Origin of the sequence: Flavobacterium lipolyticum, from assembly GCF_020905335.1 — a bacterium.
GTDB classification, from domain to species: domain Bacteria; phylum Bacteroidota; class Bacteroidia; order Flavobacteriales; family Flavobacteriaceae; genus Flavobacterium; species Flavobacterium lipolyticum.
The window spans coordinates 483,371-506,856 of record NZ_JAJJMN010000002.1; the positions used below are offsets into that span (position 1 = coordinate 483,371).

At 35.3% G+C, this 23,486-nt stretch carries 18 protein-coding genes; 8 read left to right on the top strand and 10 right to left on the bottom strand.

Annotation, left to right across the window (positions count from 1 at the left end):
- Positions 1-66: 66 nt before the first annotated feature.
- On the bottom strand, positions 67-1,467 hold the full coding sequence (gene mnmE, locus LNQ34_RS18720; protein WP_202703579.1) for a tRNA uridine-5-carboxymethylaminomethyl(34) synthesis GTPase MnmE: 1,401 nt from the start codon (positions 1,465-1,467) through the stop codon (positions 67-69).
- Positions 1,468-1,648: 181 nt separating this feature from the next.
- Here mnmE and LNQ34_RS18725 point away from each other — a divergent pair, with 181 nt between their 5' ends.
- Positions 1,649-2,482 (top strand): universal stress protein, encoded by an 834-nt coding sequence (locus LNQ34_RS18725; protein WP_070905704.1) that lies wholly within the window; start codon positions 1,649-1,651, stop codon positions 2,480-2,482.
- 68 nt (positions 2,483-2,550) lie between these two features.
- Complete coding sequence (locus LNQ34_RS18730; protein ID WP_230000840.1) at positions 2,551-4,323, top strand: MutS-related protein; 1,773 nt, start codon at positions 2,551-2,553, stop codon at positions 4,321-4,323.
- 99 nt (positions 4,324-4,422) lie between these two features.
- On the opposite strand, the gene LNQ34_RS18735 is transcribed toward LNQ34_RS18730, so the two are convergent.
- From LNQ34_RS18735 to LNQ34_RS18765, 7 genes are all read right to left on the bottom strand, one after another.
- Positions 4,423-5,052 (bottom strand): DsbA family oxidoreductase, encoded by a 630-nt coding sequence (locus tag LNQ34_RS18735; RefSeq protein ID WP_230000841.1) that lies wholly within the window; start codon positions 5,050-5,052, stop codon positions 4,423-4,425.
- A 370-nt stretch (positions 5,053-5,422) separates the two neighbouring features.
- Positions 5,423-6,541 carry a DNA polymerase III subunit beta gene (gene dnaN / locus LNQ34_RS18740; RefSeq protein WP_026109975.1) on the bottom strand — a complete coding sequence of 373 codons (1,119 nt, stop codon included), beginning with the start codon at positions 6,539-6,541 and terminating at the stop codon, positions 5,423-5,425.
- Positions 6,542-6,649: 108 nt separating this feature from the next.
- On the bottom strand, positions 6,650-8,335 hold the full coding sequence (gene gldG / locus LNQ34_RS18745; protein ID WP_230000842.1) for a gliding motility-associated ABC transporter substrate-binding protein GldG: 1,686 nt from the start codon (positions 8,333-8,335) through the stop codon (positions 6,650-6,652).
- Positions 8,335-9,060, bottom strand: a complete 726-nt coding sequence (gene gldF / locus LNQ34_RS18750; RefSeq protein ID WP_230000843.1) for a gliding motility-associated ABC transporter permease subunit GldF — start codon at positions 9,058-9,060, stop codon at positions 8,335-8,337. Before gldF ends, gldG begins: the two co-directional genes overlap by 1 nt.
- Before the next feature lie 64 nt (positions 9,061-9,124).
- Positions 9,125-9,502 carry a YbbC/YhhH family protein gene (locus tag LNQ34_RS18755; RefSeq protein WP_230000844.1) on the bottom strand — a complete coding sequence of 126 codons (378 nt, stop codon included), beginning with the start codon at positions 9,500-9,502 and terminating at the stop codon, positions 9,125-9,127.
- A gap of 157 nt (positions 9,503-9,659) precedes the next feature.
- The gene (locus LNQ34_RS18760) at positions 9,660-9,956 is read right to left on the bottom strand and encodes a putative quinol monooxygenase (RefSeq protein ID WP_230000845.1); all 297 of its coding nucleotides are present in this window, start codon (positions 9,954-9,956) and stop codon (positions 9,660-9,662) included.
- Positions 9,957-10,142: 186 nt separating this feature from the next.
- Positions 10,143-10,970: an SAM hydrolase/SAM-dependent halogenase family protein gene (locus LNQ34_RS18765; protein ID WP_202703480.1), complete on the bottom strand. Its 828-nt coding sequence runs from the start codon at positions 10,968-10,970 to the stop codon at positions 10,143-10,145.
- 239 nt (positions 10,971-11,209) lie between these two features.
- Between LNQ34_RS18765 and LNQ34_RS18770 the strand changes: the two genes are divergently transcribed.
- The 5 genes from LNQ34_RS18770 (at position 11,210) to LNQ34_RS18790 (ending at position 17,330) form a co-directional block, all read left to right on the top strand.
- Positions 11,210-12,160, top strand: a complete 951-nt coding sequence (locus LNQ34_RS18770; protein WP_017496394.1) for a PhoH family protein — start codon at positions 11,210-11,212, stop codon at positions 12,158-12,160.
- Between the two features lie 147 nt (positions 12,161-12,307).
- Entirely contained in the window at positions 12,308-12,670 is a 363-nt protein-coding gene (locus LNQ34_RS18775; RefSeq protein WP_230000846.1) for a DUF1801 domain-containing protein, read from the top strand.
- Between the two features lie 138 nt (positions 12,671-12,808).
- Entirely contained in the window at positions 12,809-13,639 is an 831-nt protein-coding gene (locus LNQ34_RS18780) for a Cof-type HAD-IIB family hydrolase (RefSeq protein WP_230000847.1), read from the top strand.
- Positions 13,640-13,822: 183 nt separating this feature from the next.
- Positions 13,823-16,171: a S9 family peptidase gene (locus tag LNQ34_RS18785; protein ID WP_230000848.1), complete on the top strand. Its 2,349-nt coding sequence runs from the start codon at positions 13,823-13,825 to the stop codon at positions 16,169-16,171.
- Between the two features lie 205 nt (positions 16,172-16,376).
- On the top strand, positions 16,377-17,330 hold the full coding sequence (locus LNQ34_RS18790) for a phosphoribosylaminoimidazolesuccinocarboxamide synthase (protein ID WP_230000849.1): 954 nt from the start codon (positions 16,377-16,379) through the stop codon (positions 17,328-17,330).
- Positions 17,331-17,397: 67 nt separating this feature from the next.
- On the opposite strand, the gene LNQ34_RS18795 is transcribed toward LNQ34_RS18790, so the two are convergent.
- Positions 17,398-17,937, bottom strand: coding sequence for an SRPBCC family protein (locus tag LNQ34_RS18795; RefSeq protein ID WP_202703485.1), 540 nt, complete (start codon positions 17,935-17,937; stop codon positions 17,398-17,400).
- Between the two features lie 358 nt (positions 17,938-18,295).
- On the opposite strand from LNQ34_RS18795, the gene LNQ34_RS18800 reads away from it, so the two are divergent.
- Positions 18,296-18,676, top strand: a complete 381-nt coding sequence (locus LNQ34_RS18800) for an ankyrin repeat domain-containing protein (RefSeq protein WP_230000850.1) — start codon at positions 18,296-18,298, stop codon at positions 18,674-18,676.
- A gap of 1,711 nt (positions 18,677-20,387) precedes the next feature.
- On the opposite strand, the gene LNQ34_RS18805 is transcribed toward LNQ34_RS18800, so the two are convergent.
- Positions 20,388-23,486, bottom strand: coding sequence for an efflux RND transporter permease subunit (locus LNQ34_RS18805; protein ID WP_202703487.1), 3,099 nt, complete (start codon positions 23,484-23,486; stop codon positions 20,388-20,390).

A 23,486-nucleotide genomic window follows, 5' to 3' on the forward strand; every position in this document is an offset into this window, starting at 1 on the left:
TAAAAATCAAGTTAAATCAATGGTAGTCAAGTAAAAGAAAGTAATGGAAACTTAAAGAAACGGCATTTACTTCCCAATACAGAAATTCGCAAATATATTCCCTAACAATTCATCGTTGGAAACCTGGCCGGTAATAAGACCAAACTGGTACAGGGCTTCGCGTATGTCAAGTGCAATCAGATCGCTTGAAAGATTAGTTTCCAGACCAAATTTTACTTTCTGAATTTCATCCAGGGCTTTAAGTAGAGAATCGTAATGCCTTGTATTGGTTACGATAGTTTCATTATTACGTAGTGCTCCTGTGTTGACATAAGAAAGCAATTGCTCTTTTAATTCTTCCACTCCAATATTTTCTTTAGCTGAAATTTTTAGAAGTTTTAAGTTTAAAGTTTCAAGTTTTTGATTGATGTTCCCGATTTCATTTTCACTCAATAAATCAACCTTGTTAACCACTACTAATATTGGTTTAAGTGGGTATTTGTTTTTAACTTTTTCAATTTCTACAATATAGTCAGAACCTGAAACCTGGAACCTGAAACCATCAAACAAAAAGACGACAAGCTGTGCCTGATCGATTTTTTCGAAGGTTTTTTTAATTCCGATGCTTTCTACCACATCTTTAGTCTCACGGATTCCTGCCGTATCAATAAATCTGAAACCAATTCCGCCAATCACTAACTCATCTTCGATGGTGTCGCGTGTGGTTCCCGCAATGTCAGAAACAATGGCGCGCTCTTCGTTTAATAAGGCATTGAGAAGAGTAGATTTACCTACATTGGGTTCTCCTACAATAGCAACCGGAATTCCGTTTTTGATCACATTACCAACGGCAAACGAATCAATCAGACGTTTTAGAACAAATTCGATTCTATTCAGTAACTCATGAAATTGGGTACGGTCGGCAAATTCTACATCTTCTTCTGCGAAATCCAGTTCCAGCTCAATTAAAGAGGCAAAGTTTAGTAGCTCTTCACGAAGTTTGGCTATTTCATTACTGAAACCACCACGCATTTGCTGCATAGCGATTTGGTGAGACGCTTCATTATCAGATGAAATCAAATCAGCAACTGCTTCTGCCTGCGATAAATCAAGTTTTCCATTTAAAAAAGCTCTAAGGGTAAATTCCCCCGCATCAGCCATTCGACACCCTTTTCGCAACAATAACTGAATAATTTGCTGTTGGATATACGTCGAGCCATGACATGAAATTTCAATCGTATTTTCTCCTGTATAAGAGTTAGGCCCTTTAAAAACAGAAACCAATACTTCATCAAGTGTTTTCGAATCGTCCACAATATGGCCTAAATGCAAAGTATGGGTTTTCTGGAGTGTTAAGTCTTTGTTTTTTATGGATTTAAAAACCGAATTCCCAATGACAATAGCATCGGAACCTGAAATACGGATGATCGCAATAGCTCCAGCCCCGGATGGGGTAGCCAATGCAACTATAGAATCTTGATTTATCATGCTGCAAAGGTATAAAAAAAGCCATAAAGTTACGAACTCAAAGAAGAGTTGATTAGGAGACTTCCCGTCTTTCAAATGTCAATTTTAGTAATTTTTTAAATGTTAAAATACTGATAATTATCAGTTTGATTTGTGTTTAGAATGTTTAAATTTGAGAAACAAACCTTTAATCTCAAGCAAAATGAAAAAGATATTATTTCCCACAGATTTTTCTGAAGCGGCGACAAATGCTTTTGTCCATGCCTTAGAATTTGCCAAAATTGTAAACGCCGAATTAGTTTTGTTGCACACTTTTGAGATTCCGGTTTACGATAGTCAGTTTTTTCCCGAAAATTACGCCTCGATTTACAGCTCAATCGAACTGGCAAAGTTTGAAATGTTTAAAGATGAGATTCCAAAGCTCAGAACTATTGCCGCGGAACGAAAATTAGATCACATTGTAATCAAACATCGTTTGATGGACGGTGATTTGATTTTTAATTTGAAAAATGCAGTAGAAGAAGATCATATAGATTTTGTGATAATGGGAACTTCGGGTGTTTCAGACTGGACAAAATTTTTCCTCGGATCAAATACAAGTTCTGTAATTTCGGAAGTCAAAGTACCCGTTTTGTGTATTCCCGCAGATGCAAAGTTCAAAAAAATAAAAACAATTGGTTTTACAACCCGCTATCGTGAAAAAGACAAGGCCGAGCTTCGAAAAGTGCTGGAAATAGCTAAGAAAACAAATGCTAAAGTAAAAAGTCTATACGTTAGAGCATCAAACACAGATGTTTCTGATGCCACAATTAAAGAATGGGATAAAGAATTTGCTCATGAAAATGTAGAGTTTTTGGTCTTGCCAAGTGATGAAGTAAAAGAGACTATTCTCGATTTTGTACTGTATAAAGATGTAGACGTTCTGACGGTTATTACACACAAAAAATCTTTCTTTGAAAGTATTTTCGAATCCAGTTTCAGTAAAAAAATAACTAAGGAGGTTTCGATACCGGTTTTGGTTATGCATGAAAGCTAAAATCAAAGACTAATTAGTGCTGGAATGTGAGTGTAAAAGCTATATTTGTGTTTCATTAATTTATAAGAATGGAAGCCTATCACAATAAAGTTGAATACTATACAGCACTCTTTAATAAAATCAACAAAAAATACAACAGCATTAGTATACTGCGTCTTTTAAGCGTATTTCTGTGTTTGTTTTTATTGTTTTACTACATAAAAACGAATGAAATACTTTACGTAGCTTTTGCTTTTCTATCTTTTGTTGGTTTTCTTTTTTTAATGCGTATTCATTCGCATTTATCTTTCAAAAGAGAACATACAAAGGCAATTCTAAAACTAAATAAGAATGAAATTGCCTATTTGAAAAGAGAAAAAATCCCTTTTGAGAACGGAATCGAATTCAATGATTTTAGTCATCCGTATGCTTACGATCTGGATATTTTTGGAGAGCATTCGTTATTTCAAAATCTAAACAGAACGGCTACTTATATCGGAAAAAAAACACTGGCAAATCAATTACTGAATTTGTCTTGTAATCAAACTATTCTTGAAAATCAGGAAGCAATCGAGGAATTGAAAACTAAAATGGATTGGCGTCAGGATTTTTTGGCCTTGGCAATGATTAGTTATGATACAAAGAATTCTTATGATGCTTTAATTTATTGGAAATCATTTCAAAATAATATATTACCTAAAGTTTTAATTGCGCTATCTGTTATTCTTCCAGTCTTGTTTTTTGGCTTTTTGGCAGCCTATTTTGTTACTTCAAAAACAATTTTATTATCGTATCTGACCTATGTTTTTATTGCCAATATGATTGTTTTGGGAAATTCTTTTAAACGGATTCAGTCAGAGATTGCGAAGGCTGATAATGTGGATAAAATTATTAAGCAATATAGTTTACTGGTTCAGAAAATTGAGACAGAAACTTTTCAGTCAAAAAGATTGATTGATTTACAGCAGGAGCTTATTTTTAAGAATGCAACGGCGAGTAAACATTTAAAAGATCTTTCGGAACTGTTTTCCAGGATGGATACGATCAACAATTTTGTAACGGCAATGGTTTTTAACGGCATGTTTTTATTCAATTTACATGTTTTAAAAGCGCTTTTGAAATGGAAAGAAAACTATTCTGAAAAATTGGAGCAATGGATTAATATTGTTGGCGAGTTTGAAGCACTGAACAGTTTAGCTAACTTATCGTATAATAATCCTGATTTTGTGTTTCCTGAAATCAATTCCGACTATAAAATTGGATTTTCAAATTTGAGTCATCCTTTGTTAAATTCGGTAACAAGAGTAGGGAATGACACTCACTTTTATCCTGAATCTTTCATGATTTTAACAGGTTCTAATATGTCGGGTAAAAGCACTTTTTTAAGAAGTTTAGGAATCAATATGGTGCTCGGAGGAATTGGCTCAGTAGTTTGTGCTTCAAATGCTAACATACATCCACTTCCTGTTTTGGTTTCAATGCGACTGTCCGATTCGTTAGCTGATAGTGAATCGTACTTTTTTGCTGAAATTAAACGTTTGAAGCAAATTATGGACGCTCTGGAAGAACGCCCTGCTTTTGTTTTATTAGATGAAATTTTGAGAGGGACAAACTCCGATGATAAACGAAACGGAACAATCGAAGTCGTTAAAAAGGTAATCGCTAAGAATGCAATTGGTGCGATTGCTACACACGATATTGAGGTGTGTCTGACAACAAATGAATATCCTCAGGTCTTAACCAATCAGTGTTTTGAAGTAGAAATTAAAGACAATGAACTCCATTTTGATTATAAGCTGCGCAATGGGATTTGTAAAAATAAGAGTGCAACTTTCCTAATGAAGAAAATGGGAGTAATATAATTGTAGATTGTAAAATGTGAGATGTGAAATGTAGATTGTAAGTTGTCCCTCTGAGCGAAGTCGAAGAGCGGACCAACTTACAATCTAAAAATCTATAATTTATTTCTGTACTTCTTTGATTGTATTTACAAAAGCTTCAACTGGCTGAGCTCCCGAGATCGCATATTTTCGATCAAAAACAAAAAACGGAACTCCTTGTATGCCCATATTCTGCGCCTGAATAAGATCAGTGTGTACATCACTGATATAAAGTTTTTCATTTTCAACCGCTTCTTTGACTTCATCCGCATTTAAACCTGCTTTCACACCAAGTTCAATCAAAGTTTCGGGATCATTTAAGTTTCTTCCTTCTGTAAAATAAGCTCTAAAGAAAATTTCCTCCATTGCATCGGCAAGATTTTTGGTCTTAGCCAACTGAATAATGCGATGTGCCGACAATGAATTTGAAACTATCGCTTTATCAAAATGATAGTCTAAACCAACGCTTTTAGCATGTTCTACGACACCTTTGTGCATTTCGATGGATTGTTCAACAGAGATCCCTTTTCGTTCAGCAAGAAACGTATAAACGTCTTTATCTGTTTGTGCTTCAATAGTAGGATCAAGCTGGAAACTTTTCCATTCAATTTCAAACTCGTCATTAGGAAATTCAGCTAAAGCTGTTTCCAATTGTCTTTTTCCGATATAACAAAACGGACACATGATGTCCGACCAAATTTCTATTTTCATTTTGTAAAGTTAAAAAAATGTTTCAGATTTCAGGCTTTGGTTTATTACGAATTTAACCGCAAAGTTCGCTAAAGGATTATGCCAAGCTCACGAAGCTTTGCGCTCTTTGTATTTGTGAGTATAAATTAAATAAAAAAAAAACTTTGCGTGCTTTGCGGTAAAACCTACTCAATCCATAATTATATTTCAACTTGTAACCTGAAACCTGAAACGAAAAATCTCAAAAATAAAAAACCGCAACTCTTTTTGGGAATTGCGGTTTCTAGGTATAAAAAATGGTTGGTTAATAGCGATGTTGTATTTTTTTTACAATGATATGTCTTTAATTTGAAACTAAAAAAGATCTCTGTAACAAAAAGAAGTTTTGATGTTAACTATTTAACATTACCGGCATTACTAACATCGTAACAGTTTCTCCTTCTTCTAAACCGTCTACCGGAGTTAGGATACCTGCTCTGTTAGGTAATGACATTTCCAACATAATCATATCGGATTGTAAGTTAGTCAGCATTTCAGTTAAAAAACGTGAGTTGAAACCAATTTGAAGATCATCTCCCTGATAATCACAAGTTAGTCTTTCCTCTGCTTTGTTAGAGTAATCGATGTCTTCTGCAGAAACATTTAATTCAGCTCCGGCAATTTTTAATCGAATTTGGTGTGTCGTTTTGTTAGAGAAAATGGCCACACGTTTCACCGAGCTTAAAAACAAAGAACGGTCAATCATTAATTTGTTTGGATTTTCTTTTGGAATTACCGCTTCATAATTAGGGTATTTTCCGTCAATCAAACGACAGGTTAAAATATAATTGTCAAATGAGAAAGTCGCATTTGAATCGTTGTATTCAATTTTTACTTCAGCATCAGAAGTTCCCAGGATACTTTTTAAAATATTCAAAGGTTTTTTAGGCATGATAAAATCGGCTACCTGAGATGCTTTTACATCTGTACGGGCATATTTCACCAATTTATGAGCATCAGTTGCTACGAAAGTTAATCCTTCTGGTGAGAATTGGAAGAAAACCCCCGACATTACCGGACGTAAATCATCATTTCCGGCAGCGAAAATAGTTTTACTTACAGCAGTCGCCAAAACATCAGCAGGAACAAGCGTTACAGATGGTTCTTCAAGACTTACCGATTTTGGAAATTCTTCTCCTGCAGCGTATGCTAAAGCATATTTTCCGGAGTTTGAACTAATTTCAACGGTATTGTTTTCTTCAACAGTAAAAGTTAAAGGCTGTTCCGGGAACGTTTTTAAAATTTCAAGCAAAAGTTTAGCTGGTACAGCAACACTTCCTTTACTTGTAGAATCGATTGACAACGTAGCAGACATGGTAGTTTCAAGATCTGAAGCCGAAACGGTCAGTTCGCTGTTGTTTAGTTCAAATAAAAAGTTGTCTAAAATTGGCAACGTATTGTTACTGTTAATTACACTACCTAAAACTTGTAATTGTTTTAATAAGTACGAACTCGATACTATAAATTTCATCTCTATTGTTTTATTTTTTTGCTCTTTTCTTTAGTTTTTTCTCAACTAAGATAGGTTTTACAAATATATCGTAAACAATCTTAATTTGTGCATTTTTTTTATTAACATCTAGTTACTGTATTTTCTTTTTCGGATGTAAGTAAATGCCAGTCCGAAAATCAATAAAATTAGAATTGGAAGTCCGATAGTTATGAATTGTGTGAGTGTATAATTTTCATAAACTTTCTCTTTGTCTAATAATGGCAGACTGACATCTTTACTTCTAATGTTAATAAGTCCTGTATCATCCAGTAAATAATTAATACAGTTCATCATAAAATCTTTGTTGTCGTATAGATTTCCGGTACGCTGATCGTAGCCCAATTCAACCGGCATCATATTTTTGTCGAGTTGATTTCTGGCCAGATCACCATCGGCTATTACGATCATTTTGTTTGGTTTTCCTTTTGCTAAAAACGAGCTTTCTTTGAAAGGTAAAACTCGATTTTCAAAAGCGGAGTGGAAGGATCCTTCTAATAAAACCGAAAGCGAAATGTTTCCTTTGTTTGCATAATCCTGCGGAGTTGTTTTTTCTGTAACGCTATTTAAAGTAATAGGAGCCGGAGTTCCGATTGCTTTTGAATAAGGAGAGGATTGTAGTAAAACCGTTTTTTTGATTCCGTTTTTCAAAGTATCGATCGGACTAGCGAAATCAAATTTGATTCCCCCCAGATTTTTAACGATCGGATGTTGACTGCCTGGCTGCACCAGAGGAGCATACTTCCATATAAAATCCTGGTATTGTGTAGCGCTTCCTTGTTCACCTGTAGCCAGTTTAAGCGGACTTCCTTGTTCGTCCTTGATCAGATCAGGATTGATTCGGATTCCGTATTTAAAAAACATATCGTTAAGATTCAGATCTCTGGGATAAGCCAGAGTTGCTCCCGCCTGGTTGTACAAGCTGTCCATATCAGCGGCAACCTGATCAATTAACCATAAAGTTTTGCCTCCATTCATGATGAATTGGTCTAAAACCTGTTTTTCCTCATCCGTGAAAGTTTCGGTTGGCTTTGAGATAATGGCTAAGTCATACTTTTTTAGGGCCGCTAAAGTTCCTGTTGGGTTTTGTCTCACAGAATCTAATGTAAACGGACCGATATAATAGCTTTCGCGAATTTGCTGGAGCATTTTGGCAATGTGAATTTCGTTCAACTCACCATTTCCTTTTATGATGGCTACCTTTTTTTGTCTGTCTTTACTAATTTTATTGATCGCATCTGCAATCGAATATTCTAAATGCTGAATCGATCCGATTACTTTTTGCGTTGTTGAAGCTCCCATGATGTTTTTCAACAATGGAATATTAACTTCTTTGTTATTGTAAACTGCAACAGCCCACGGAAAAACCATAGCCTGCGATTGTTTTCCTTTATCGTCAACCGTAATGTTTATAGGGGTAAGACCTTTTTGATACAGCGATTTAATAACGTCCATGCTTTCGTCTTCGTTTTCCAGAGGATTAACGAATTCAAAAACAATATTACTGTTGTAGGCTTGAAATTCTTCCAATAACTGACGCGTCTCTTGCTGAAGACGTCTGAAGTCTGCCGGAAGTTCGCCCTGCATATAAATTTTAATCGATAGCGGATTCTTTACCTGTTTTACGATTTGTAAAGAAGTTTCAGATAAAGTATAACGTTTGTCTTTGGTTAAATCGAATCGGTGAAAGAATAAGCTTCCCAATACATTTAAAGCGATTAAAACAAAAACGGTGATGCCTAATGTCTTAACATTATGTTGAGTAGATAACTTCATTACGCTTTAAAAGATTTTAATTGATAAACAGTAAACGAGAGGAACAATGCGGTGATGCTTAAAAAATAAATCACATCACGAGTATCGATTACACCGCGGCTCATACTTTTAAAATGGTCCTGCATTCCAAATACTGAAACAATAGCAGAAGATCCGGGAATCAGTGATGCGAGTCCTTCAAAACCAAAATAAAGAAGAAAACACAGAAAAACAGCTATGATAAAAGCAACGATCTGATTTTCGGACAGGGTAGAAGTAAAGATTCCGATTGCCGAATAAGCAGCAATTAAAAACAATAGTCCAAAATAAGAACCGATAGTACTCCCCATATCAATATTTCCTTCGGGAGCACCTAAACTTGAAATGACTTTCACGTAAATAAGTGTTGGAACGATGGCCAAAACGATTAATAAGAAAGAGCCTAGAAATTTTCCGTTTACAATTTCCCAGATCGATAGAGGTTTGGTTAATAACAATTCCAGTGTCCCCTGTTTTTTTTCATCAGAAAAACTTCTCATGGTAACGGCCGGAATCAGAAAAATCATAATCCACGGAGCCAGAGTGAAAAATGGCGTTAAATCAGCATAACCCGTATTTAAAATATTGTAGTCGCCTTCAAATACCCATAAAAATAGTCCGTTGCTGATTAAGAAAATGGCAATGACTAAATAGCCTATAGGAGAGCCAAAAAAGGATTTTATTTCTCTTAAAATGATTGATTTCATGTATAACGTTTATTCGTTTATTTGTTTAATCGTTGGTTTGTTTTTGGCGCTTGAAATATCTTAATTATTTTTCGTGTGAGATTCTTAAAATTTTTGAATTTCGAGCATCAATTATAATTAAAAAAGCACCTCCTTTAGAATTTTTAGGCAAAGTTCCAGTGATAAACCAGTAGTATTTATCTAAAAAGTATATTTCATAAGGTCTTTTTTCAATTATATTTTGTTTTCCATAAATACTAAATAAAACTGATTCTGCGATTTTAACTGCAGTATTTTTGTCTTTCAAAAGTATCCTTTCATTATCAACATAGTTTTCTCGTGTTTCTTCGGATAATGTTATTTCTAGCTCTTTTTGTGCATATTCTTTTCCTAGAAGTAGGCGTTTATTTTGCGAATAAGCGTTAAAAGAAAATATTAAAAACAATAAGAAAAAATATTTCATAATTAGATTTGTTTTAAGTCGCTTTCCTTTGCGAACTTTGTGTTTTGCCAAAGCTTTTAAGCACGATCTTTGTGTTCTTTGCGGTTAAACAGTTCCAATTTTCAAATCCAGTATAGAACATGAAACATGAAACATGAAACCTGAAACTATTTTTTATTTAGTTCAGAATCATCAGCTTATCCACACTCCAGGCTTCCGGTTTGGCATTAAACAATTGCTTTGTAAAACTCCAAACCGTATTAAAGAGTTCAGATTGTCTGTAATTTTCTAAATCTTCTTCAGTTTCCCAGTAGCTGTAAGTGAAAAATATGCATTTATTATTTTTATCCTGATACAACTCTAAAAAACGATTTCCATTCGCTTCTCGTATTTTATTTTTCACACTTTCGAAATTCTCCAGAAAATCGGGGATTTTTTCTTCATGAAAACTCATTTTTACTATTCGAACAAACATTTTTTTTATTTTAGATTTTAGATTGTTGATTTTAGATTTTTAAATATCTAAAGATTTTACAGGTGCGCAAAAATACCAAAATTGATTGTTCTTTTGATGAAAAAAAATAAATTCCAAAAATGAAACTTTAAATTTTAAATCTTCGGTACTTTTAGATGTAAAAATTAGATTGGAAATTCAAAAGTATTACAAGAACTTAATCGTAATAACATCTCTGTAATTTAATCCTAAAAGGCTATTCGCTGAACCCACTTTAGAAGGATTGCTTCTAAAAATGGCGATTTCAAGGAATCCGGCTTCGTTAAAAATAGCCAGTTTCTCTCCTTCGTAAGTTTTTATGGGGTATTTATCAGAGCTGGCAATGGCAGAGTAATTGGGTAAAATGGCTTTGATACTTTTGGGTTTCATAACAATTTCATAGGCCCGACCTTTTGCAACTTCTGTAAACTGCCTTTTCGAAATGTTGGTTACCACGTTCCCGAAATGGTCAATGTAAATCACGTATCCTTTTATAGAGTTGTTGTCGCCGGCAACTACGGGCTGTAACTCTGTAATTTGCTTGATTTCTTTAATTTCTTTGCCAATAACATTAAGTAAGCCCCCTTTGGAAATGTGACAGGCGACCTTAATAAAAATATCCAAATCGCTAAATTCGCTCGGAAAGCGGTCGTGTATGTTGATGGCAACAATTTTTTGCGGAACAATTTTCTGCGTAAGCATACTCAGAATACCATTATCGGCACAAATAAAGTAATGATCGTTCCATTGCATGGCAATATGCTGATTTTCTTTATTACGTTCGATATCTACTCCAATTAAGTGAACGGTTCCTTTTGGGAAACTCAAATACGAAGCGCCAATAACGTAACTTGCTTCGGCTGTGTTAAATGGGTCAATGTCATGCGAAATGTCAACAAGTGTAACCTCTGGATACTCAGATAATATTTTACCCTTTAGCGAACCAACAAAGTGGTCTTTTAAGCCGTAATCGGTAGTGAGGGTAATTATTGACATAATTTTGTTTATAACTATTGGTAGTATTTAAATCTAATTTTCATTAAATTTGAGAAATGCAAAGCTAGTAATAGTAATTGCAAAAAGGAAGAAATGAAAAGACAAATTGCAATTATTGGCCTGAGTTTTCAGTCTCGGTCACGCCAGCCGAAAACTCCAGCCGAGACTGCGACGAAAAAAAGACCCGACAACTACTGATTTATAAAAACTGATTTATTTTTAATTTAAAACTATCTCATTTGAACGAAAGAATTATTGAGCTCATAGACATCGCTCCAAAAGACTTTTGGGGTGCTCAGGATACGCATCTTGAAATCATTAAAAAGTATTACCCAAAGCTTAAAATAGTAGCGAGAGGGACCACTTTGAAGGCATTTGGCGAGAAAGAAGTTTTAGATGAATTCGAAAAAAGATTCCAGAGGCTTATGCTTCATTTTACCCGATACAATAACATTGACGACAATGTGATCGAACGGGTAATTATGAGCGATGGACAAGATGAAAAAAAAGCATACGATCATGACAAAATATTAGTTCATGGTGTTGGCGGAAAAATCATTAAAGCCATGACGCCTAACCAGCAGTTATTGGTAGATACCATCAAAAAAAATGATATGGTATTTGCCGTTGGACCTGCCGGAACCGGAAAAACGTACACGGGTGTTGCAATGGCGGTAAAAGCGCTTAAAGACAAGGAAGTAAAAAGGATCATATTGACGCGACCGGCAGTAGAAGCAGGGGAAAACCTGGGATTTTTACCCGGCGATATGAAAGAAAAATTGGATCCTTATATGCAGCCTCTTTATGATGCGTTGCGCGACATGCTTCCCAACGAAAAACTCGAAGACTACATTTTGAAAGGAATTATTCAGATTGCACCATTAGCCTTTATGCGTGGGCGCACACTTGATAATGCTTTTGTAATTCTGGATGAGGCACAGAACACCACACATTCACAAATGAAAATGTTCCTGACCCGTATGGGGAAAAATGCTAAATTTATGATTACAGGTGATCCCGGACAGGTCGATTTGCCACGCAGAACTATTTCCGGTCTGAAGGAAGCACTTTTGGTACTGAAAGACATTGAAGGTATCGGAATTATTTATCTCGATGATAAAGATATTGTACGTCACCGATTAGTCAAAAAAGTAATTGACGCTTACAAGCAGATCGAAAATCACGACTAAGTTTAATTATAGTGAAATGTTAAATGTAAATCGTAAAATGTGTTTTAACATTTAGTAATATTCGTTTTATACCTAATCTTTAATAGGAGAGGTGTAAAACGAATATTTTTTTAAATCAAGGTATGTAGATTTTAAATTAAATGGGGAATGAAAGAAGTTGACAATTTTTATGAAAAACTTGAAGAACCCGGGAAAGGAGTCTTTTTGGCCTTAAAAGAGATTATCTTAAGACAAGACAAAGAGGTTACTCATGTTTTAAAATACGGGATGCCTTTCTTCTGTTACAAAGGAAAAATGTTTTGTTACTTATGGACGCATAAAAAATACAAAAAGCCATATATCGGAATTGTAGAAGGGAAACACTTTGATGAACCTTTTTTACTTCGGGAAGCCCGATCCAGAATGAAAATTATGCTTTTTGATCCTGAAGAAGATTTACCTGTAGAAAGAATTGAACAAATTATAGAACAAGCTCTCCATTTATACAAAACCGGAATTATTAAAGTTTGAATATTTAAAATGGAATAGTTAACGTAATAGTTAAATATATAATAAACTTGCTGTTTTTGAAGCTTTCGAAGCCCATAATTTTTGCTCTTCTGCGAGCAAAGCCGTAATTTTGTCATTCATAAATACCTGAATTTTAATATGACGAAGCTTAAAAATATAAAAGTTGTAGTAACCGATTTAGACGGAACGTTACTCAACCCTCAACACAGAATATCAGACTATACCAAATCCATTTTTCAGGAACTTCACCATCAAAATTATCTTATTGTCGTAGCTACAGGCCGTCATCATTTAGATGCGATGGCTATTATTGAAACACTTGAAATTCCCGTTTATCTGGTGAGCTCAAACGGAGCAAGGATTCATTCTCCTGAAAGAGAAGAGCTTTTTGCGTTCGATTTAAAAAGTGATGTGGTAAAAGCGGCTTTAGATGTCGAGATTGATCCTGAAATTACAGTAGTTTTATTCAAAGAAAATGTTTGGCAGACGAATAGAATTAATGAGCGACTAAATGCTTTTCAGGCCGAATTAAAATACCGTCCTGAATTGGTAGATTATAAAACGCTGGAAGATTTTGCAGCCATTAAAATTTTCTTCTCACATGAGAATCATGAAAAACTGGTAGCCCTAAAAGAGGCAATTTTGGCAAATTCAGCCAGTGATTTACATCATGCATTTAGCTTGCCAACCTGTTTGGAGTTCATGGACAAATCGGTTGATAAGGCTGTGGCAATTGAGCGTGTTTTAGAAAAAGAAGGATTTTCTTTAGAAGAGGCAGTCTCTTTCGGTGATGGTTTTAACGATGTGCAAATGTTAGCTGCAACCGGAAAAGGTTTAATTATGGGTAATGCTCCGGCCTTACTAAAAGAAACTTTGCCTGACTTGGAGGTAATTAAAACCAATGCAGAAGACGGTGTTGCCAATTACATCGCTTCTAAGATTTTGAGTAAAGAAGTTGTAATGGATTAAAAATAAGAATTTGCTGTATTGTTTTAAACTTTAAACAGTTTTACAATCAAAGAATCTGAAAGTCTTCAAAATAGGTTTTGAAGGCTTTTTTTTATCTCTTTGAACGATTGGCTGTTTGAAGTTGTAAAAACATTTTTTTAGTAAGTTTCAAAGTGTATTTTTGTTTTATCAAAAAACTATACCATGACAAAAAACATCTTTATTCTTGCCTTTTTTATGCTATCGATCCCGGGCAATACCCAAACTCTGAAATTAGAAGAAATAATGAAAGGGGAAGGTTTTACTGGAAATCAACCCACTTACGGACGCTGGTCTTTAGACGGTAAAAAAGTATATTTCGAATGGAATCCAACCAATGATTTGGGCGCAAATACCTATTCCTGGCAAAAAGGAGCAGCAAAGCCAACTTTGGTAGAGCCAAAAGAAGCTGCTTTTTCTAAGCTGGATTTTAAAAGAAAACCAACTTCAGACGTAGTGTATTACAGTGACAAAGGAGGTTTGTACTCGTATTCCATCAGTACAAAAACAGTTAAGAAAATTATTCAGCAAAGCACTCCGGTATCCAATGTTGAACTTGGTGCGGCTGCAGGGATTGTTTTCTTTGAACAGAATGATAACATTTTCAAGTACAATGCAAAAGAAGGAACCGTTTTGCAGTTAACAAACTTTAAAAAAGGAGTAAAAAAGGAAAAAACACCTGATAAAGAGTCCTTCTTAAAGACACAACAAAAAGAACTGTTTCAGTTCGTGAGAGATGCTGCGGCTAAAAAACAATGGAATCTTGCCAAAAGCAAAGCCGTTAAATCTGATTTTGCAAAGGAATATTTTTATGGAAAAGACAACTTTTACAATTTAAAAGCAGATCCAAACGGAAATTTTGCCACTTTTAGTTTGGTGGAAGAATCAGACAATAAAAAAGAAAAAATGGAGGTTTTTATAACAGATGATGGTTATAACCAAACTCCTGATACAAAAGGAAAAGTGTCGACAGCCAATTTGGTAAAGACTAAATTGGGAATTTACTCTGTTGCCAAAGACACGGTTTATTACGTTAATTTTTCGACTTTAAGCCATATTCAGGACAATCCGAAGTATTATGAAACGTACGATAACTTAAAAAATAAAGCTAAGGAAGATCGTTTTATTTCTGCTCAGGCTCCTGTGTATAACGAGAATGGTTCTGCAGCAATTGTAGAAATCAGAAGTCAGGACAACAAAGACAGATGGCTGGTGAATCTGAATCTTGAGAACGGGACGTTTAAAGAAATCGAACATCAGCATGACGATGCGTGGATCGCGGGTCCCGGAATTCCATCGTATTCATTTGATTCCGGAGTTTTAGGCTTTTTAGCAGACAATGAAACTGTTTATTTCCAATCTGAGGCGACAGGTTATTCACATTTGTACACGTATAATCTAAAATCAGGGAAAAAGACTCAATTGACTACAGGAAATTGGGAAGTTCGTGATGTAACCTTGTCTAACGATAAAAAAACATTTTATTTAACAACCAATACCACACATCCGGGGAATAGAAATTTCTATAAATTGCCTGCAGCAGGTGGTGCTTTAGAGCCTGTTTTAACCAAAGACGGAGCACATGAAGTAGTGGTTTCTCCAGACGAGAAATCGCTTTTAGTACGTTATTCGTATAAAAATATTCCTTGGGATTTTTATATTGCTGACAATAAAAAGAATGCGAGTTTACAGCAAATATCATCTTCAGTTTCTGCAAGTTTTAAAGAATACAAGTGGAGAGAACCGGAAGTAATCACTTTCAAAGCTCAGGATGGAACTCCAGTAAACGCTAGATTATACACTCCAAAAACGGAAAATGCCAACAAAGCGGCAATCATTTTTGTTCACGGAGCAGGTTATTTGCAAAATGCGCACAATTATTGGAGTAATTATCACAGAGAATATATGTTCCATAATTTATTGACTGATTTAGGGTATACAGTTTTGGATATCGATTACAGAGGAAGTGATGGTTACGGACGTGATTTCAGAACCGGAATTTACCGTTTTATGGGAGGAAAAGATTTGTCTGATCATTTAGATGGAAAAAAATATTTGGTTGAAAAATATGGTATAGACGCCAATAGAGTAGGTATTTATGGAGGATCTTACGGCGGTTTTATTACTTTAATGGGAATGTTGACTGCTCCGGGTGAATTTGCCTCAGGAGCCGCCTTACGTTCTGTTACGGATTGGGCACATTACAATCACGGATATACCGGAAACATTTTGAACTTTCCTGAAACAGATCCGGAAGCCTTCAAAAAAAGCTCTCCTATTTATTATGCCGATAATCTAAAAGGAAATTTAGTGATGTTACACGGAATGGTAGACGATAATGTTGAATACAAAGACATTGTTCGTTTGTCTCAACGTTTTATAGAACTTCAGAAAAAGAATTGGAGTCTGGCATCATTTCCTGTGGAAGCTCACGGATTTAAAGAGACCTATTCCTGGATTGATGAATACAGTAGAATCCTGAATTTGTTTAATTCGACATTATTGAAGAAGTAGTTTTTAGTTTTCAGTCACAGTTTTCAGTCACAGTTTTCAGTCTCGGTCTTCCTAGTGCAAACTGAGAGAACTTTACACTGCGACTGAAAACTGAGACTAAAAATGCGACTGAGACCGTAACTAAAAAAAAGAATCTGAATAGGTTCTTTTTTTCTTTTAATTAGTTTTAAATTTGCATTCATAAAAAACAACACAACACTAGACAATGAGTAATACAATCACAACTACAAACTTCAATTTCCCAAATCAGAAATCGGTTTATCGCGGAAAAGTAAGAGAGGTTTACAACATCAATGACGATCTTTTAGTAATGGTAGCAACCGACAGACTTTCGGCTTTTGATGTGGTTCTGCCAAAAGGAATTCCGTATAAAGGGCAAATTTTGAATCAGATTGCTACAAAGTTCATGGAGTTAACTCAGGATATTGTACCAAATTGGCTGATTGCTACTCCGGATCCCAATGTAGCTGTGGGACATTTATGCGAGCCTTTTAAAGTAGAAATGGTGATTCGCGGTTATGTTTCAGGACACGCTGCACGTGAATATGCAGCCGGAAAAAGACAAATTTGCGGAGTTACAATGGCAGAATGTCTAAAAGAGAACGATAAATTTCCGGAGCCAATTATTACGCCTACTACAAAAGCAGATAACGGGTCTCATGATGAAGATATTTCACGCGAAGACATTTTGGCAAAAGGAATTGTTTCTGAAGAAGATTATCTTGTTTTAGAAAAATATACTCGTGCTTTGTTTCAAAGAGGTACTGAAATTGCGGCAAGCCGTGGTTTAATTTTGGTAGATACTAAATATGAGTTTGGGAAAACAAAAGAAGGTGTAATCGTTTTAATTGACGAAATTCATACACCGGATTCTTCCCGTTACTTTTATGCGGATGGATATCAGGAAAGACAAGAGAAAGGAGAGGAGCAAAAACAATTGTCAAAAGAGTTTGTACGCCGCTGGTTGATCGAAAACGGTTTTCAAGGGCAGGAAGGACAGCAAATTCCGAATATGAGTGACGAATATATTCAATCTGTTTCTGAAAGATACATTGAATTGTATGAAAATATTCTGGGAGAAAAGTTCGTAAAAGCAGATATTGATCATATTGATCAGCGTATCAATAAAAATGTAGTAGAATATCTTTCCCTAAAATAATAAATTATTAAATCCGACAGGCTTTTAAAACCTGTCGGATTTAATTTATAATGGATTAAGTCAATTTTTATTCTTCCATTTTGGCTTTTAAATTTTCCAGACCTTTCTGCAGGTCATTGCCAATCATTTGGTCCATTTTCATCATCGGCAGCATAATATTCATCGGATAAGGAATAACACCGCTGATTCCCCATTTTACTTTTGTTTGATTTCCCGGTGCAGTCTCCGTTGACATAAAACCTACCGCTGTATCGTCCATTGGTTTTTTGAAACGTAAGGCAAAGTCAATGCGTTTTCCCTCCGTAATTTTTGTGATTTCCTGTTCACCTTCGCCAACTTCTTTTACTGTGCTTTCCCAGGCAGATACTGATCCAACATCTCCATCGGTTCCTTTATAAGTAGATTTCATTTTGGGATCGAGATTGGCCCAAACACTAAATTCATTTTGATTTTTTAAAGATCGGACATATTTAAAGACACTGTCAACAGGTTTGTTAATGGTGATTTCTCTTTCTATGGCATAAGTTTTAGGCATAAAATTAGCTGCAATCAGTACGATAGCAACGATCAGGATTAAAACAATTAGAATTCTTTTTAAGATCTTCATAGTTTGTGGTTTTAGGTTGTTAGTTTTTTCTTTTCTGTAATTAAAAGTGTAACACCTTTGTTTGCAGAGTTTTTTGTTTCGTAAAGTTAAAAAAGTTACGCTTCGTATTTAATGCTATGAAAAAAAATAATAAGATTTTTTATATTTTTTTGCTGTAAACTGTAACAAATTGAATCTTCTGGCGTCTATTAAGAAAGCTGACAATTAACATTCAAATTACTTTATACAGCTTATATTAATTGAATGTTAAGAATTAGTTAAAACATGGTACTTTGTTATACATAATACATGAGAATGAATTACCTTTACAAAGAATTTAAAAATCATCATCAATCAATCAATTAAAAAATCAATCATTATGAAAAATTCAATCGTTTATTTAGGAGTAGCTTTAGTAGCATTTGCAAATGTTTCAATGGCATCAAATCACACAACAGTAGTGAAACCACAATTAGAGATCGTAAACAGTTTCTCAACACCATTAAATGTGGCAGTTAGTAAGGGAGATTTAGATTTCGTTAAAAAATTATTAGAATATGGAGCTGACGTAAACGAGATGTCAGAAGGTTTATCACCTTTAATGATCGCTGCACGTTATAATAAAGTAGATATTTTGAAAGTATTATTAGCAAAAGGAGCAGATGCTTCAGTTAGAAATGAGAAAGGTTTTACTGCTTTGAAATACGCAGAATTATCGAATGCGACAGATGCAATAGCCATTTTAAAAGGTTTAAAATAAGAGTTTAAAAGTTTAAATCTAGTTTTGAGTTAGTATATGAAACGACCTTCTTTGAGCAGAAGGTCGTTTTTCATTTCCATGAAATTAGAATTTGGTCAGAAAGAACTCTGGCGATAATATGATGCTGCTAGAAATGAGAAAGGTTTTACTGCTTTGAAATATACAGAGTTATCAAATGCGATAGCTGCAGTAGCCATTTTAAAAAGTTTAAATCTAGCTTTGAGTTAGTATATGAAACGACCTTCCTTGAGCAGAAGGTCGTTTTTCATTTTTATGAAATTAGAATTTGCTCTGAAAGAGCTCTGGCAATAGCATGGCGCTTTGAAATATACAGAGTTATCAAATGCGATAGCTACAGTAGCCATTTTAAAAAGTTTAAATCTAGTTTTGAGTTAGTATATGAAATGACCTTCCTTGAGCAGAAAGTCGTTTTTCATTTTCGTGAAATTAGAATTTGCTCTGAAAGAGCTCTGGCAATAGCATGGTGCTTTGAAATATACAGAGTTATCAAATGCGATAGCTGCAGTAGCCATTTTAAAAAGTTTAAATCTAGTTTTGAGTTAGTATATGAAATGACCTTCCTTGAGCAGAAAGTCGTTTTTCATTTTCGTGAAATTAGAATTTGCTCTGAAAGAGCTCTGGCAATAGCATGGTGCTTTGAAATATACAGAGTTATCAAATACGATAGATGCAGTAGCCATTTTAAAAAGTTTAAATCTAGTTTTGAGTTAGTATATGAAACGACCTTCCTTGAGCAGAAGGTCGTTTTTCATTTTCGTGAAATCAGATTTTGCTCTGAAAGAGCTCTGGCAATAGCATGGTGCTTTGAAATATACAGAGTTATCAAATACGATAGATGCAGTAGCCATTTTAAAAAGTTTAAATCTAGCTTTGAGTTAGTATATGAAATGACCTTCCTTGAGCAGAAGGTCATTTTTCATTTTCGTGAAATCAGAATTTGCTCTGAAAGAGCTCTGGCAATAGCATGGTGCTTTGAAATATACAGAGTTATCAAATGCGATAGCTGCAGTAGCCATTTTAAAAAGTTTAAATCTAGCTTTGAGTTAGTATATGAAACGGCCTTCCTTGAGAAGAAGGCCGTTTTTCATTTTCGTGAAATTAGAATTTGCTCTGAAAGAGCTCTGGCAATAGCATGGTGCTTTGAAATATACAGAGTTATCAAATACGATAGATGTAGTAGCCATTTTAAAAAGTTTAAATCTAGTTTTGAGTTAGTATATGAAACGACCTTCCTTAAGCAGAAGGTCGTTTTTTATTTTCGTGAAATTAGAATTTGCTCTTGCAATAGCATGGTGCTTTGAAATATACAGAGTTATCAAATACGATCGATGCAGTAGCCATTTTAAAAAGTTTAAATCTAGCTTTGAGTTAGTATATGAAATGACCTTCCTTGAGCAGAAGGTCATTTTTCATTTTCGTGAAATCAGAATTTGCTCTGAAAGAGCTCTGGCAATAGCATGGTGCGCAGCACTATGAATAATAATGGAATTAGGGGTTAAGCCCTGAAAGGGCAAAAGCCTGTTCGCAAAGAAAAGTTTTTTAGCTCTTTTTTTGTATTTTGATTCTTGACCCAAACATTGTTTCGCCCTGAAATAATGCTACATAAAAAAAGCACCATTAAAAATAATGATGCTTTTTTCGCTAAAACCGAATCAAATTAATTTAACCAATTAATCTATCTTCAATATTTTTATTCAATTGGAACGTGTTTTTTGCGATTGAATACCCAGAAGATTATAGGAAATACCAAAAGGGTCAGAATCGTTGCTGTAATTAAACCTCCAATGATTACAATGGCCAACGGTTTTTGTGATTCAGAACCAATTCCGGTAGAAATGGCCGCCGGCATTAAACCTATAGAAGCCATCAACGCGGTCATCACAACAGCTCTTGTTCGGGCTTTTACTCCCATAAAAATGGATTCTTCGAGGGAGAATTTCGCTTTTAAATTATGATGGAATTCAGAGATCAGAATTACACCGTTTTGAATACAGATTCCCAGTAATGCGATAAAACCAACACCAGCAGAGATTCCAAAATTCATTCGGGTAAGATGCAAGGCAATGATTCCGCCAATAATGGCGAACGGAACATTAGCCAAAACCAAAAGCGAATCTTTAATATTTCCAAACAGAATGAATAAGAGTACAAATATCCCAATTAAACTGATCGGTACGACCTGGGCTAATCGGGCACTGGCACGAACCTGATTTTCAAATTCCCCAGTCCAGCCAACAGTATAGCCTGTTGGAAGTTTCAACTTAGCTACTTTTGCCTGTGCTTCGGCAATGGTACTTCCCAGATCCCGATCACGAACCGAGAATTTTACCCCAATAAAACGTTTCGTATTATCTCGATAGATAAAAGCAGGACCTGTAATAGTCTTTAAATCGGATATTTCTTTTAATGGAATCTTAATTCCGCTAATCGTTGGAACCTTAAGTTCGGCGATATCATTCTCATCTTTACGATACTCTTTTGAAAAACGTACTCTCACATCAAATTTTTTGTCGTCTTCATATTTTTGAGTAGCTGTTTTTCCTCCAAAAGCCAATTCTAGAACGGCTTGTGCATCACTCAGTGTTACACCGTAAGCAGCCATTTTATCTCTGTCCAGAACAACACTAATTTCAGGCTGTCCAACATTTCGCAGGATTCCGGCATCTTTAATACCCGGAATGTTTTTGATTTGTGCCAAGACTTCATTTGATAGTTCATCCAGTTTGTCAAGATCATCTCCATAAATTTTTACGGCATTCGAGGCTTTAAAACCGGCAACAGATTCGGCTACGTTATCAATTACGGGCTGCGAGTAGTTATAGGTAATTCCCTGATGAACTTTTAATTTATCGTCCATTTCGTTAATTAGTTCGTCCATTGTTATTTTTCGCTTCCATTCTGATTTGGGCTTTAAATCCACCTGAAGCTGTATAAACCCGAAACCATTCGGATCTGTTCCGTCATTACTTCTTCCGGTTTGTGACAAAACATTTTTAACTTCAGGAAAACTTTCCAAATCTTTTCGAATCATCGCGGCAGTTTTAACACTTTCAGGCAATGAGGTACTCATAGGTAACTCGGCCGTAACCCATAAAGCACCTTCATTTAACTGAGGTAAAAATTCGGTTCCTAAAAAGGTAGCTGAAAAGAAAACCGTTACTAAAAGCGCTATAGACCCTACAAGTGCTTTTACCTTGTGTTTGAAAGTCCATGCAAAGCCTTTACTCACTATTCGATCCCAGAAATTAACAAATGGGTTGTTTTTTTCCTTCACATTCTTATTCAATAAAATATGGGATAAAACAGGTACCAAGGTTAGCGTAAACAGCAAGGCTCCCATTAAAGCAAAACCAAGGGTATACGCCAAAGGTGAGAACATTTTTCCTTCTACTTTCTGGAAAGAGAATATAGGGAGCAAGGCTGTGATAATAATTAACTTAGAAAAGAATATGGCTTTACCCATTTCTGCTCCGGTTTTTTTTATCAGACTTCCTTTTGCTATTTTATTGTAGGCCGTCATTCCCAGTTGATGTGCCCGATGATCTAAGACGACGAATAATCCTTCGACCATAACTACCGCACCATCAATAATAATTCCGAAATCGACCGCACCTAAACTCAAAAGGTTAGCGCTCATTCCCATCATTTTAAGACATAAAAAGGCAAATAATAAGGAGAGTGGAATAACAATAGAAACGGTGAAAGTAGTCCTCCAGTCGGCCATGAACAAAAATACTACACAGGTAACCAGAATGATTCCTTCAAATAAGTTGTGCATAACGGTTTCCGTCGTGAAGTTCATTAAATTATCACGATCGTAAAAGGTTACTAGTTTAATGTCTTTTGGAAGCACATTATCGTTTAGGTCTTGTATTTTGGCTTTAATCAGAGCCAGGGTTTCCTGTGGATTTTCACCTTTTCTCATGACGATAATACCTTCAACAACATCATCGTTCTTCGCTAAACCGGTTTGCCCGACTCTCGGCATCGCACTTTCATAAACAGTGGCCAGATTCTTGACTAAAATAGGATTTCCGTTAGCATCGTCTACAATAATATTTTCGAGATCCTGAATCGATTTTAAGAGACCAACTCCACGAACAACAAAAGCCTGACCATTTTTTTCGATGATGTCACCACCAACATTCAGGTTGCCTCCATTTACAGCATTATAAACCTGAAGAGGTGTTATGTTGTATTTGGCTAATTTTATCGGATCAACTCCAACTTCGTAGGTTTTAGTTTGTCCACCAAAAACATTTAGATCGGCAACACCGGGAACAGAACGTAATTGTTTGTCTATTACCCAGTTTTGATAAGTTAACAATTCTCTACTGTCTCTGCTGTCACTTTTTACGATATATCTGAAAATCTCGCCTGTTGGTCCATAAGGCGGTTGAACATCCGGTTCTACATCGTCGGGAAGAGATACATTTTTTAGTAAGTTATTGACCTGAAGACGTGCAAAAGTATCATCGACCCCATCGTCAAAAATAATTTTGATCACTGACAGACCAAACATTGTAATACTGCGAACGCTGGTTTTCTTTTGTACCGAGTTCATCGAGATCTCGATAGGAGAGGTTACAAAGCGCTCTACTTCTTCGGCACTTTTTCCATTCCATTGGGTAATGATAATAATTTGGGTATTGGTTACGTCCGGAAAAGCATCGATTGGCATATTCTTGAAAGAAATGAATCCTGCTACGGCCAATAATCCCACCCAGAAAAAGGTAAATGCCTTATTTTTTAGGGAGAAAGCTATAATGTTTCTAATGAATTTGTTCAT